Here is a 12,621-nt window from a genome sequence, read left to right as displayed (position 1 = left end):
GCGGAATTCCTAGGCTGGGGAGATGACCAGTCAGGAGACGGCCGGCCCCGCCGCGCCGAAACACGCCCGCGTCATCCCCCTGCGGCCGGCCCCGGCCCCCGCCCCCAGGGAACCGCTGCTGCGCGACCTCGTCGGAGACGTGCTCCGCGGCGAGCGGCTCGCCCAGGAGCGGACCCTGAAGGACGTCGCCGACGCCGCCCGGATCTCCATGCCCTATCTCTCCGAGGTGGAGCGGGGCCGCAAGGAGGCCTCCTCGGAGGTCCTCGCGGCCGCCGCCCAGGCACTCGGCCTCGGCCTCGGCGATCTGCTGACCCGGGCCCACACGGAACTCGTCCGCGTCACCGCCCGGCGGGCCGCCACCGCGCCCCGCGGAGCGTCCGGCTCCGCGCACCACGGACTCTGCCTGGCCGCCTGACCCGCGCCCGGCGCCTCACAGCCCCGTCAGGCGCCGGGTCAGCACCTCGTCGGCGAGTCCGTACGCCACGGCCTCCCCGGCGGTGAACACCTTGTCGCGGTCCATGTCGGCCCGCAGCGTCCCCACGTCGTGGTGCGTGTGCCGGGCCAGCACCTCCTCCACCTGCGAACGGATCCGCACCATCTCCTTGGCCCGCAGCGCCAGATCGGACGCCGTGCCGCGGGCCCCGCCCGAGGCCGGCTGCCCCAGCAGCACCCGCGCGTGCTCCAGCACGAACCGCCGCCCCGGATCCCCGCCCGCCAGCAGTACGGCCGCCGTGGACGCCGCCTGCCCGACACAGAACGTCGAGACCGGCGCCCGCACGAACGTCATCGTGTCGTAGATCGCCATCAGCGAGGTGAACGAGCCGCCGGGCGAGTTGATGTAGACCGCGATCTCGCTCTCCGGTGCCGACGACTCCAGATGGAGAAGCTGCGCGATGACGACGTTGGCGACCCCGTCGTCGATCTCCGTCCCCAGGAAGATGATCCGCTCGGCGAGCAGCCTGCTGAACACGTCGTAGGACCGTTCCCCCTGCGGCGTGCGCTCGACGACGTTCGGAATCGTGTACGAACCCATCAGCGCAGCCCCATCCGGGGTCGCGTGGCGGCCGGGCGGACGTCGTCCAGCGACTCCACCACCCGGTCGACCATCCCGTACTCCCTGGCCTGTTCGGCGGTGAACCAGCGGTCCCGGTCGCCGTCCCGGGAGATGGTCTCCGGAGTCTGCCCGGTGTGCTCGGCGGTGATCCGCTCGATGGTCCGCTTGGTGAACTCCAGGCTCTCCGCCTGGATCTCGATGTCCGCGGTCGTGCCCCCGATGCCGCCCGACGGCTGATGCATCATGATCCGCGCGTTCGGCAGCGCGTACCGCTTGCCCGCGGTGCCGACGCTGAGCAGGAACTGGCCCATGCTGGCGGCGAAGCCCATGGCCAGCGTGGAGACGTCGTTGGGGATCAGCCGCATCGTGTCGTAGATGGCCAGGCCCGCGTGGACCGAGCCGCCGGGGCTGTTGACGTACAGGCTGATGTCGGTGCGCGGATCCTCGGCGGACAGGATGAGCAACTGCGCGCAGACCCGGTTGGCGGACACCTCGTCGACCTGGGTGCCGAGCAGCACGATCCGCTGCGCGAGCAGTTGGGCGGCGAGTTGGTCGTCGAACCGGGTCGGCGGGGTGTCGCCCTCCTCGGCCCGGGGCAGCGGGACCGGCCACGGGCCGGCGGCGGTGAGTGGGGACATCGGCGCTCCTGGAGGTCGCTCGTCGTCGACGCGGCCGGGACGACCGCGTGCGCCTCCACTCTCGAACGGCCACGGGGGCGGGCGGGGAAATCTCTGCCCGCGGCAGATTCGCCGTGGGCAGAGCGCTCGCGCGGATCGCCGTACGGATGAATCCGGGGCCGCACCGATGAGTTGCGGGGCCGGGACGGGTCACCACCCATGACCGCGTTCCACGCCCAGGAGGTACCTCTCATGACCACCGACGGATTCACCACATGTCTCTGGTTCGACGGCCAGGCCGAGGAGGCCGCGAACTTCTACGTCTCGGTCTTCAAGGACTCGGGCGTCGGCGACATCGTCCGCAACACCGGGGCCGCGCCCGGCACCGAGGGTTCGGTGCTCACCGTCGAGTTCACGGCCAACGGCCAGAAGTTCGTCGCGCTGAACGGCGGACCCGAGTTCACGTTCAACGAGGCGATCTCCTTCCAGCTCGACTGCGCGGACCAGGCGGAGATCGACCACTACTGGGAGAAGCTCGTCGAGGGCGGCGGCGAGCACGGGCCGTGCGGCTGGCTGAAGGACCGCTTCGGCGTCTCGTGGCAGGTCAACGCCGTACGGCTGACCGAGATGATCGGCGATCCGGACCGGCGGAAGGCGGACCGGGCGATGAAGTCCATGATGACGATGACCAAGCTCGACATCGCGGAACTGGAGAAGGCGTATGCCGGCGAGTGACGCGCCCGGGCCGGGCCGGCCGAGGCACGTCCCCGCCCGGGGTTCGGCGGAGGGGCGGTGGTGGCGCGGCCCGGCGCCTGCGGGGTGCCGTCGCGCCCACCCTCCCCCACTCTCGGCTTCGCTCGAGCGGGGGGACCCCATCACCCTGCGGCACGATTGCCCGCGGATGGGCGGGGCGGGTGGATTGGGGGGTGTGGAGGGGGAGCCGTTGCTGTTGTGGGTTCGGCGCGCGGGGCCGGGTGGGGGTGACTAGCCTGAAGGGCGGAGCGTTCGCCGTTCGGGAAGGGGTGCCGGCATGGTCGTGCAGCCCGAAGGGACCCCCTGCTGGGCCGACGCGACATTCGCCGACGTCGAGGCGGCCAAGCTGTTCTACGGGGACGTTCTCGGCTGGAGTTTCGCCGAGGCGTCGACGGAGTCCGGCGGGTACGCCGAGGCCCGGGTCGACGGGCGGGCGGTGGCGGCCGTCGTACCGTCGATGCCCGGCCAGGAGGGCACCTCCCAGTGGTGCCTGTACCTCGCGGCCGAGGACGCCGCCGCGACCGCCGCCCGGATCCGCGACCACGGCGGCGAACTGCTGATGGAGCCGATGCGGGTCGCCGACTTCGGCACGATGTGCCTCGCCCGCGACCCCGGAGGGGTCGTCTTCGGCCTCTGGCAGGCCGGCACCCACGAGGGCTTCGGCGCGGTGGCCGAGCCGGGCGCGTACTGCTGGGCGGAGGTCTTCACCCGCGAACCGGAGAAGTCCGACGCGTTCTTCCCCGCCGTGTTCTCCTACCGCGCCAAGCGGCTCGAGACCGAGATGGACTTCCGCGTCTACGACCTCGGCGAGCGCAGCGTGCTCGGCCGGATGCGGATGACGGACGACTTCCCGCCGGAGACGCCCCCGTACATCAACGTCTACTTCACCGTGACCGACTGCGACGAGGCGGTGGCCCGTGCCACGGAGCGGGGCGGTGTGCTGCGGTTCGGGCCGATGGACACGCCCTTCGGCCGGTTCGCGGCGATCAGCGACCCGCAGGGCGCCGACTTCTCGGTGATCGACCTCGGCAGCACCACCGGCGAGCCGCCGAAGACGACCGGCGTGGCATGATCGGGCGCATGCGTGAACGTGTGGTGGCCGCGTGCGACGGGGCTTCGAAGGGAAATCCAGGACCCGCCGGCTGGGCCTGGGTGGTCGCCGACGCCGCCGAGAAGCCGGTCCGCTGGGAGGCCGGAGCGCTCGGCAGGGCCACCAACAACATCGCCGAACTCACCGCCCTGGAGCGGCTGCTGGCGTCGACCGACCCCGGCGTGCCGCTCGAGGTCCGGATGGACTCGCAGTACGCCATGAAGGCCGTCACCACCTGGCTGCCCGGCTGGAAGCGCAACGGCTGGCGCACGGCGGGCGGCAAGCCGGTCGCCAACCAGGAACTCGTCGTCCGTATCGACGAACTCCTCCAGGGCCGCTCGGTCGAGTTCCGCTACGTCCCCGCCCACCAGGTCGACGGGGACAGGCTCAACGACTTCGCCGACCGCGCGGCCAGTCAGGCGGCCACCGTCCAGGAGAACGCCGGCAGCGAACAGGGCTCGCCCGAGCCGCCGGCCGCCCCGGACCGCCCTGCGGGCGGCGCGGCGAGGCGCGCGTCCGGCGGGGCCAAGGCGCCCCGGCAGCAGCGCGGCGGCGGCTCCTCGTCCCGCACGCTCAAGGCCAAGTTCCCCGGCCGCTGCCTGTGCGGCCGCTCCTACGCGGCAGGCGAGACGATCGCCAAGAACGACAAGGGCTGGGGCCACCCCGAATGCCGGACGGCCCAGAACGTCTGACCGGCCGGGACGGATGACACACTGACGTCCATGGACGAGCGCACATTCGACAGGTCGCAACAGCACGCCTCCGTGATCGGTCTCGGCACCTGGCAACTCGGGGCGGACTGGGGCGACGTCGACGACAAGGAAGCCCTCGCGGTCCTGGAGACCGCCGCCGAGTCGGGCGTCACCTTCTTCGACACCGCCGACGTCTACGGCGACGGACGCAGCGAGCAGACCATCGCGTCCTTCCTCAGCGGACGGCCCGATCTGCACGTACTGGTCGCCACCAAGATGGGCCGCCGCGTCGACCAGATCCCCGAGAACTACGTGCTGGACAACTTCCGCGCCTGGAACGACCGTTCGCGGCGCAACCTCGGCGTCGACCGGGTCGACCTGGTACAGCTGCACTGCCCGCCCACGTCCGTCTACTCCACCGACGAGGTCTTCGACGCCCTCGACACCCTCGTCGAGGAGGAGCGCGTCGCCGCCTACGGCGTCAGCGTGGAGACGTGCGCGGAGGCGCTCACCGCGATCGCCCGGCCGAACGTGGCGAGCGTGCAGATCATCCTCAACCCGTTCCGTATGAAGCCGCTGCTCGAGGTGCTCCCGGCCGCCCGTGAGGCCGGCGTCGGCATCATCGCCCGTGTCCCGCTCGCCTCCGGACTGCTGTCCGGCAAGTACACCCGGGACACCGTCTTCGCCGAGAACGACCACCGCGCCTTCAACCGGCACGGCGAGGCCTTCGACCAGGGCGAGACCTTCTCCGGCGTGGACTACGCGACCGGTGTCGAGGCCGCCGCCGAGTTCGCCGCGCTCACCCCCGAGGGATACACCCCGGCCCAGCTGGCCCTGCGCTGGATCGTCCGGCAGCCCGGTGTCACCACCGTCATCCCCGGCGCCCGTACGCCCGCCCAGGCCCGCGCCAACGCGGAGGCCGCCCGGCTGCCCGAACTGTCCGAGGAGACCCTCACCGCGATCCGGGATATCTACCAGCGGCGGATCAAGGACCAGGTCGAGGCCCGCTGGTAACGGCCGGCGTCACGGCTCCAGGAGCAGCTGCCGTTCCTGCTCCTGGTCGCCGGAGGCGGCGCCCTCGTCGCGCGCCGTGAAGGACCGCGCGAGGGTGTCGCTCGCCCGCCGCACCGCTTCCGGGGTGCCCTGCACGGTGACGGTCACCGGCGCCGACAGGGGCCCCGCCTCCGCCCGCCCGGCGCTGCCGTGCCCCTCCCCGGCGAACGTCGCCACACGCACCGTCGCGTCCTCGCCCCGGGGCCGCTGCGCGGGCGTCCCGAACGTCTCCTCCAGGACCCCCACGACGGCGCGGGCGTCCGCCACGCCCCCGCCGCTCATCGTCACGGTGAGTTCGGTGTCCGACATGCCTCCCACGACCTCCTCCTCGGCCTCGCTGACGTCGAACCGACCGGGTAACCGTGACCCCGCGCCCCCAAACCGGCCCCCGGCCCGGCAAGAACCGCGCCGAACGGGGCACTCGGGTGAGACATCCATGTCGTACACCCCGGGGAGGCACGGTGCCGGAGACGGAGCAGGGCGCGAACGAGCGCAGAGGGCGCAACGAGACGCAGGAGGAGCGGGCGGACCGGATGTGGACGGAGCTCATCCAGGAGGTCCGGGTCGCCCAGATGGGGGTGCAGATCCTCTTCGGCTTCCTGCTGACCGTCGTCTTCACCCCGACCTACGCCAGGCTGTCCGACACGGACCAGACGATCTACCTCGTCACGGTGGTGCTGGGCGCCTGCGCCACCGGCGCCCTCATCGGGCCCGTCTCCCTGCACCGGCTGGTCTCCGGACGGCGCATCAAGGCGCAGGCCGTGCAGTGGGCTTCCCGGCTCACCCTGCTCGGCCTCCTGCTGCTGCTCGCCACCACCAGCTTCTCCCTGCTGCTCATCCTGCGTGTCGCCACCCACGACGGCTTCGTCCCGTATCTGGTGGCCGGGGTGGTCGGCTGGTACCTGCTGTGCTGGTTCGGTCTGCCGATGTGGGCCCGGTACCGGCACACCACGCGCTGACCGGAGGTCACCTGCCGGTGAGGACGTCCGCGAGGAAGTCGTCCACGCGGACCTCCTCGCGGCCCGGCGGCACCATCCGCCGGGTCTCGTGCAGGAACTCGCCGACGGTCTCGGCCCACGCGAACACCACCGCGTGGTGCCGGCCGCCGTCGGCGTGCGCCTCACCGAGGAACTCCATCCGCAGCTCCCGCTCCACGCCCCGCGCCTGGGGCCGCAGCCGTACGTCGCCGATGCCCACCGGGCGGGTGAGCCCCTCGGTGACCATCTCCCGGTCCAGCTGCCAGCGGGCGAGGATGCGGCCGTCGTGGCTGAAGACGACGGTGACGGCGAACGGGTCGGACGGGTCGTAGCTCAGATGGGCGAGCACGGGAAAGCGGTCCGTGTCGCCCGCCTGGAGCTCCACCACCATGGTCTTGTGCACGAACGAGTTCACGAATGGGCCTCCGGGACGAACCGACGCGACGAACCGACGTAAAGCCCTCTAGTACCCCGCATCCCCGTGAGATGCTCGGCCCTACGGGTGAATCACCGGCCGTCCGGCCCGCCGAAGGCGTCCCGCAGCTCCGGCAGCAGCGTCTTCTCCGACCAGTCCAGATACGCCGGCTGCGACTCGCCGCCGATCTGCACCAGGGCGATCTCGGTGAAGCCGGCCTCGGCGTACGGGCGGACGGCCTCGACGAAGTCCGCCGGGTCGCGGCCGCACGGGATCGACGCGGCGACGTCGTCGGGCCGCACGAACTGCGTCGCCGACGCGAAGGAGTCCGGGTGCGGCAGCTCGGAGTTGACCTTCCAGCCGTTGCCGAACCAGCGGAACTGATCATGGGCGCGCGCCACGGCCGCCTCCCGGTCGGGGTCGTAGCAGACGGGAAGCTGACCGACCCGCGGCTTGCCCTGCCCGCCGTGCCGGTCGAAGGCGTCCAGCAGCTCCGCCTTCGGCTCCGTGGCGATCACCAGGTCGGCGAGCCGGCCCGCGAGGGCGCAGGACCGCTGCCCCGACACCGCGACACCGATCGGCGGCGGTTCGTCCGGCACGTCCCACAACCGGGCCGACTCGACGTCGAAGTGGGTGCCCCGGTGGTTCACGTGCCCGCCCCCGAACAGGGCGCGGATGATCTCCACCGCCTCCTCGAGCATCTCGTGGCGTACGTCCACCGACGGCCAGCCGCCGCCCACCACATGCTCGTTGAGGTTCTCGCCGGACCCGAGCCCCAGCCGGAACCGGCCCCCGGACAGCAGCTGCACCGTCGCCGCCTTCTGCGCCACCACCGCCGGGTGGTAGCGGAACGTCGGACAGGTCACGTACGTCATCAGCGGGATGCGCGAGGTGGCCTGTGCCGCCGCGCCCAGCACGCTCCAGGCGTACGGCGCGTGCCCCTGCGACGCCAGCCACGGGAAGGAGTGGTCGGAGGTCACCGAGAAGTCGAAGCCCGCCTCCTCGGCCCGCACCACATGGGCGACCAGCTCACGGGGCCCGGCCTGCTCTGTCATCATCGTGTACCCGATTCGCACCATGCGTCCCGGGTCCCCGGCCCGGGGCCGGGAAAACGATGGATCACCCGGCGGGCACCCGGGCAGGATGCCCGTCATGACCAGCCATCCGCTCCCCGCCTCCGATCCCGCCGCCCAGGGCGTCGACGCGTCCGGCGTCCACGCCTTCCTCGATGCCCTCGAGGCCGCCCCGGACATCGAGCCGCACGGACTGATGATCCTGCGCCACGGCCGGCTCGTCGCCTCCGGCTGGTGGGCGCCGTACACCGCCGGCCGGCCCCATCTGCTGTACTCGCTCAGCAAGAGCTTCACGGCGACCGCCGCCGCCCTCGCCGAGGGCGAGGGCCTGATCGACTTCGACGCGCCGGTGCTGTCGTACTTCCCGGAGTTCGAGGCCGGCATCACCGACCCGCGCAGCCGGGCCATGCTGGTCCGGCATGTGGCGTCCATGGCCAGCGGACACGAGAGCGAGACCGTCGACGCCGCGTTCGGCGCCGACCCCGCCGAGCCGGTACGCGGCTTCCTGCTCCAGCCGCCGCAGCAGGACCCGGGCACCGTCTTCGCCTACAACCAGCCGTGTACGTACACGCTCGGCGCGATCGTGCAGCGGGTCACCGGGCAGACCCTCACCGAGTATCTGCGGCCCCGGCTCTTCGACCCGCTGGGCATCGGCGAGGCGCTGTGGCAGCGGGACCGGACCGGCCGCGAGATCGGCTTCAGCGGACTGCACGCCGCCACCGACGCGGTGGCCCGGCTCGGACAGCTCTATCTGGACGACGGGGTGTGGCAGGACGTCCGGCTGCTGCCCGAGGGCTGGGTCGCCCGCGCCTCCCGGCCGCACGTGGCGACCGCCGGCGCCATGGGGGAGCAGGACCGGCAGGACTGGGACCGCGGCTACGGCCACCAGTTCTGGATCTCCCGGCACGGCTTCCGGGGCGACGGGGCGTACGGGCAGTTCTGCGTCGTCCTGCCCGAGCACGACGCGGTGATCGCCGCTACCACGGCCACCGAGCGGATGCAGGAGTACCTCGACCTGGTCTGGAGGCATCTCCTGCCCGCCTTCCACCCCGCGCCGCTGACCGGCCGGGAGGCCGCCGACACCGCCCTGCGCCGGCGGCTGGGCCGGCTCGCCCTGCCCCCGGCCGAGGGCGGCCCCGTACCCCGGGAGCGTGCCGGGCACTGGTCCGGCGCCGCGTTCACCCCGTACGGCGGGACCTGCGAGGACCAGCCGGGGCTGACCGCGGCCGAGGTCACGGCGGACGCCGACGGCGGCTGGACACTGAGCCTCACCGAGGACGGCGAGCGGTTCGGCGCACGGTTCGGCGGGCCCGGCTGGACGACCGCCGAGAAGCCCGTCCCGGCCGCCGCCGGCGGCGGCTGGACCGACGGCGACACGCTCGCCGTCGACGTGGTGTTCCTGGAGACACCGCACCGCCTGCGGGTCACCTGCTCCCTCACCGACCGGACCTTCCGGGCCCGGTGGCTCACCCGCCCGCTGCACGAATGGCCTCTGCGGAAGCTGCGCGCCCCGCGCGGATCAGTCCGGGGCGGGGCGGAACGTCCGTAGGACGGTCCGCAGGGCCTCCCGGCTCGCCGGCTGCGACCAGTCGGCGGCCGGGGTCGTCCAGCGCAGCGAGAAGCCGCGTCCGCCGCCCAGGAGGAGACCGCGCCCGAAGGTGCGCACCCGGCCGCCGCCGGCGTCGGCGGACCACTCCATGTCGGCGGCCTCGCGGCCCTGGTACGTCGTCGCGCGGATCCCGCCGATCCGGTCGTAGCCGTCGCCGGACCGCTCCAGAAGCGGTTCCACGGTCTCCCGCCATACGGCCACCGCGTCCGCCCCCACCCGCTCGCTGTAGGTGACCGCGAGGGTGCGCGGGTCGCCGTCGGCGCCGAGGACGACCCGGTAGGCCCCGTCGGCGCCGGGCGAGGTGTCCAGCCGCTTCCAGCCGCCGGGCAGCGCCACGGAGAAACCCTCCGGGGCGTGGTAGGCGCGATAGCCGGGCGGGAGACCGCCGGCGTCGTCCGTCGGGGAGGGAGAGGGGACGGGCGTATCCGGCTCGTCGTCCGGCGTGCCGCCGGGCGCGGCGGGTACGGACGCGGCGGCCGGTGGCGCGTCGGCGGCCGGGTCGCCGTCGCCGCCCGGCAGCCCCTGGGCCGCCGCGAGTACGGCGGCCGCCACCGTGACGACGGCCAGCGTGGTGCCGATGAGGGTGGCCCGCCGGCCCCGCTCCCGGCCCGCGTACCGCACGGTGCCGGGCAGCGCCGTCGCGGTGGTGCCGCCGTCCTCGCGAAGTGCCCGGGTGAGCGCCTCCCGCACCGCCTGCCGGGCCGGTCGCTCCCGGGGGTCCTTGCGCAGCAGCCCCTGGACGACATGGGTGAGCGGGCCCGCCCGCAACGGTGTGCGCACGGGCAGCCGGTCCACGCCCTTCAGCGTGGCCCCGGGCCGCCCGCGGTCCCGGAACGGCGGACGCCCCTCCAGCATCGTGTAGAGGATCGCGCCCAGCGCCCACAGATCGGCGGCGGGCCCGATCAGCTCGTTGCGGGCCTGCTCGGGGGAGGCGTACGACGGTGCCGTGAGCCGGGGCACCGACGTGGCGCCCGCCAGCCCGTACCCGGTGACCACGACCGGTCCGCCCTCGCGCAGGAACACCTGGCCCGGACTGAGTTCGCCGTGCGTGACGGCCTGGGCGTGCGCGGCGTCCAGGACGTCGAGCAGCTCCAGCGCGACGCGTGCCGCCCGCGCGCGGGTGAACGCGCCCTCCTCGGCGAGGACCTCGTCGAGCGACGTCCCGTCGATCCAGGCGTGCACGGTCCACAGGAAGCCGGACTCCTCGACCGCGTCGACGACGGTCGCGATCCGGCCGGGGCACAGCCGGGCCACGCTCTCCGTCGCCCGCAGCACCCGCGAGGGCGCGACGCCCGCGTCCTGGGGGAGGCCGGTCTGCGTGACGAGGCAGGGGCGCCCGGTGCCCGGATCGTCGGCGTACCAGCGCACCCGGTTGGTCTCGCGACGCGCGACCTCGATCAGCCGGTACCGCCCGGCGACCGACCGGTCTGTGGAGACGTGCGCCCTGCCCATGGCCATCCCTCGTCGAACCGCCGGCTCCCGCTGTCCCCAGGGGTACGGGAAACCGGCCGCGTCCGTTCAACGGGAGCCTCAGCGGAGCTCGAAGTGTTCCGTCCAGGCGATCATGTCGGCGGTGGTGGCGTTGCCCCCGCACACCACCAGCCCCAGCCGGGCGCCCTCCCCGGCCCGCTCCAGCACCCGCCGCGCGGCGGGCAGCAGACAGCCGGCCGCCGGTTCGGCCCACAGCTTGGCGTGGTCCGCGAGGTCGAGGGAGCCCCGTACCGCCTCCCGGTCCGGCACCACCAGCACCTCGGTGACCAGCTCCGACACATGCTCGTACGTCAGCTGGGACACGGCCGGCGCGCTCAGCGTGGACACGATGGACGTCAGCTTCACCGGCAGCGGGCCGCCCGCCGCCAGCGCCCGGGACATGGCCTGCGCGCCCTCGGTCTCCACGCCCCAGATCCGCACCCCCGGCCGCAGCGCCCGCAGGGCCGCCGCCACCCCGGCGATCAGCCCGCCGCCCCCGACGCTCACCAGCACGTCGGTGAGGTCACCGGCATCGGCGGCGAACTCCAGGCCCACGGTGCCCTGACCGGCGATGACCACCGGGTCGTCGAAGGGGTGGACCAGGGTCAGCCCCTCCTGCTGCAGCCGGGTCGTCAGCGCGAACGCGCCGTCCATGTCCGGGGTCAGCCGCACCGACGCCCCGGCGGACTCCGCGATCTCCACGGCCCGGGCGGGCGCCGAACGCGGCATCACCACCGTGGCCTTCACATCGAGGGCCGCGGCCATCACCGCGAGGGAGATCCCGTGGTTGCCGCCGCTCACCGCCACGACCCCGGCCGCCCGCTCGGCCTCGCTCAGTGACAGCAGCTTCGCCGCCGCGCCCCGCACCTTGAACGAACCGGTGCGCTGCAGCAGTTCCAGCTTCGCCGTGACCGGAACCCCCAGCAGCGCCGACAGGCCGGGGCTCGGCACGGTCGGGGTCCGCACCACGTGCGGGGCGATCCGCCCGGCCGCGGTCTCGATGTCGGCGATCCCGATCACGACTGCCACCTCTCCGGCGCGGGGGTGTGTGATCCGCGTCGCCGTCCACCCTGACCCGGCCGGACGGCCGAGGTCAACGTCGGTCAGTGCTGCTGTGCCTTCTGGGGTGTCGCCTCACTGGGCCGGACGACGACATGGCCCTCACCCCGCAGCATCAGCTGTACGGCCTCGCCGGACCCACCGCGCAGCATCGAGCCGAGCGACTGCGAACGGTGCAGCGAGGTGTCGAGGCCCGCGGTCCAGCCGACGATCGCGTCCGTGTCCACGAAGACCGGGTTCTGCGGGGACACCGGGATCACCAGCGGGTTCCCGTCGCAGACCAGCCCCAGCCGGCCGTGCCCGGTGAAGACGCTGTTGAACAGTCCGCCGCCGGTGATGCCGGCGCCCTTCACGGTCGCGATCCGGTAGGACAGCGAGGAGTCGAAGCACAGGACGTTGCGGCCGTTGACGGTGAACTCGTCGCCGGGGTCGACCTCGACGATGAAGCAGTTCTGCGCCTCGTGCGCGAACCAGGCCTCGCCCCGGCCGTGCACCGCCATCAGGGGCAGCCCCTCGCCGGTCACCGCCCGTTTGAGCATGCCGCCCACGCCCTGGCCCTTGCGCTCGAACCGCAGATCGCCGCGGTAGGCGATCATCGCGCCCTGCCGGGCGTGCATCTCGCCGTCGACCGTGTAGCGCACGCACTTGGCGTTCTCGACCGTCATGCCCGCCGCCGTCGCCGGCCGCACCATGTGCTGACTGGAAAACAGGTCACCCTTCATGGGGGCATCCTCGCCCGGACTCCCTCCCTCCGCCAGG

The 12,621-nt window shown here is 73.3% G+C and carries 15 protein-coding genes; 7 read left to right on the top strand and 8 right to left on the bottom strand.

From position 1 onward, the window contains the following. The first annotated feature begins 22 nt into the window (after positions 1 to 22). Positions 23 to 415: a helix-turn-helix domain-containing protein gene (locus ACGFR9_RS27535; protein WP_393213291.1), complete on the top strand. Its 393-nt coding sequence runs from the start codon at positions 23 to 25 to the stop codon at positions 413 to 415. A 15-nt stretch (positions 416 to 430) separates the two neighbouring features. Here ACGFR9_RS27535 and ACGFR9_RS27530 read toward each other — a convergent pair whose 3' ends face one another. Together ACGFR9_RS27530 and ACGFR9_RS27525 are read right to left on the bottom strand one after the other, a co-directional pair. Beyond that, positions 431 to 1,033, bottom strand: coding sequence for a ClpP family protease (locus ACGFR9_RS27530; protein ID WP_393213288.1), 603 nt, complete (start codon positions 1,031 to 1,033; stop codon positions 431 to 433). Then, on the bottom strand, positions 1,033 to 1,692 hold the full coding sequence (locus ACGFR9_RS27525; protein ID WP_030222879.1) for an ATP-dependent Clp protease proteolytic subunit: 660 nt from the start codon (positions 1,690 to 1,692) through the stop codon (positions 1,033 to 1,035). The genes ACGFR9_RS27530 and ACGFR9_RS27525 overlap by 1 nt, the downstream gene beginning before the upstream one ends. A gap of 231 nt (positions 1,693 to 1,923) precedes the next feature. On the opposite strand from ACGFR9_RS27525, the gene ACGFR9_RS27520 reads away from it, so the two are divergent. The 4 genes from ACGFR9_RS27520 (at position 1,924) to ACGFR9_RS27505 (ending at position 5,220) form a co-directional block, all read left to right on the top strand. Then, positions 1,924 to 2,406 (top strand): VOC family protein, encoded by a 483-nt coding sequence (locus ACGFR9_RS27520; RefSeq protein WP_393213285.1) that lies wholly within the window; start codon positions 1,924 to 1,926, stop codon positions 2,404 to 2,406. Positions 2,407 to 2,701: 295 nt separating this feature from the next. Beyond that, positions 2,702 to 3,496, top strand: a complete 795-nt coding sequence (locus ACGFR9_RS27515) for a VOC family protein (protein ID WP_393213282.1) — start codon at positions 2,702 to 2,704, stop codon at positions 3,494 to 3,496. 8 nt (positions 3,497 to 3,504) lie between these two features. After that, positions 3,505 to 4,206 (top strand): ribonuclease H, encoded by a 702-nt coding sequence (locus ACGFR9_RS27510; RefSeq protein ID WP_393213280.1) that lies wholly within the window; start codon positions 3,505 to 3,507, stop codon positions 4,204 to 4,206. Positions 4,207 to 4,236: 30 nt separating this feature from the next. Next, entirely contained in the window at positions 4,237 to 5,220 is a 984-nt protein-coding gene (locus ACGFR9_RS27505; protein ID WP_393213277.1) for an aldo/keto reductase, read from the top strand. Positions 5,221 to 5,229: 9 nt separating this feature from the next. Here ACGFR9_RS27505 and ACGFR9_RS27500 read toward each other — a convergent pair whose 3' ends face one another. Further along, complete coding sequence (locus tag ACGFR9_RS27500) at positions 5,230 to 5,568, bottom strand: hypothetical protein (RefSeq protein WP_393213275.1); 339 nt, start codon at positions 5,566 to 5,568, stop codon at positions 5,230 to 5,232. A 152-nt stretch (positions 5,569 to 5,720) separates the two neighbouring features. On the opposite strand from ACGFR9_RS27500, the gene ACGFR9_RS27495 reads away from it, so the two are divergent. Continuing rightward, a complete protein-coding gene (locus ACGFR9_RS27495; protein ID WP_393213272.1) occupies positions 5,721 to 6,218 on the top strand; it encodes a DUF6328 family protein in 498 nt (165 codons plus the stop codon). A 7-nt stretch (positions 6,219 to 6,225) separates the two neighbouring features. On the opposite strand, the gene ACGFR9_RS27490 is transcribed toward ACGFR9_RS27495, so the two are convergent. Next, a complete protein-coding gene (locus tag ACGFR9_RS27490; RefSeq protein ID WP_393213270.1) occupies positions 6,226 to 6,651 on the bottom strand; it encodes an SsgA family sporulation/cell division regulator in 426 nt (141 codons plus the stop codon). Positions 6,652 to 6,743: 92 nt separating this feature from the next. Beyond that, positions 6,744 to 7,730, bottom strand: a complete 987-nt coding sequence (locus tag ACGFR9_RS27485; RefSeq protein WP_393213267.1) for an LLM class F420-dependent oxidoreductase — start codon at positions 7,728 to 7,730, stop codon at positions 6,744 to 6,746. A 73-nt stretch (positions 7,731 to 7,803) separates the two neighbouring features. Here ACGFR9_RS27485 and ACGFR9_RS27480 point away from each other — a divergent pair, with 73 nt between their 5' ends. Beyond that, positions 7,804 to 9,273 carry a serine hydrolase domain-containing protein gene (locus ACGFR9_RS27480; RefSeq protein WP_393213264.1) on the top strand — a complete coding sequence of 490 codons (1,470 nt, stop codon included), beginning with the start codon at positions 7,804 to 7,806 and terminating at the stop codon, positions 9,271 to 9,273. On the opposite strand, the gene ACGFR9_RS27475 is transcribed toward ACGFR9_RS27480, so the two are convergent. From ACGFR9_RS27475 to ACGFR9_RS27465, 3 genes are all read right to left on the bottom strand, one after another. Next, a complete protein-coding gene (locus tag ACGFR9_RS27475; RefSeq protein ID WP_393213261.1) occupies positions 9,244 to 10,785 on the bottom strand; it encodes a serine/threonine-protein kinase in 1,542 nt (513 codons plus the stop codon). The genes ACGFR9_RS27480 and ACGFR9_RS27475 overlap by 30 nt on opposite strands. Before the next feature lie 78 nt (positions 10,786 to 10,863). Beyond that, the gene (locus tag ACGFR9_RS27470; RefSeq protein WP_393213258.1) at positions 10,864 to 11,823 is read right to left on the bottom strand and encodes a threonine/serine dehydratase; all 960 of its coding nucleotides are present in this window, start codon (positions 11,821 to 11,823) and stop codon (positions 10,864 to 10,866) included. Between the two features lie 83 nt (positions 11,824 to 11,906). Continuing rightward, positions 11,907 to 12,584 (bottom strand): AIM24 family protein, encoded by a 678-nt coding sequence (locus tag ACGFR9_RS27465; protein ID WP_393213255.1) that lies wholly within the window; start codon positions 12,582 to 12,584, stop codon positions 11,907 to 11,909. Between the last annotated feature and the right edge of the window lie 37 nt (positions 12,585 to 12,621).

Origin of the sequence: Streptomyces sp. NPDC048584, from assembly GCF_043199595.1 — a bacterium.
GTDB lineage: Bacteria > Actinomycetota > Actinomycetes > Streptomycetales > Streptomycetaceae > Streptomyces > Streptomyces edwardsiae.
Note: the sequence above shows the minus strand (reverse complement) of the source record. Positions and strands in the feature narration are given on the sequence as shown.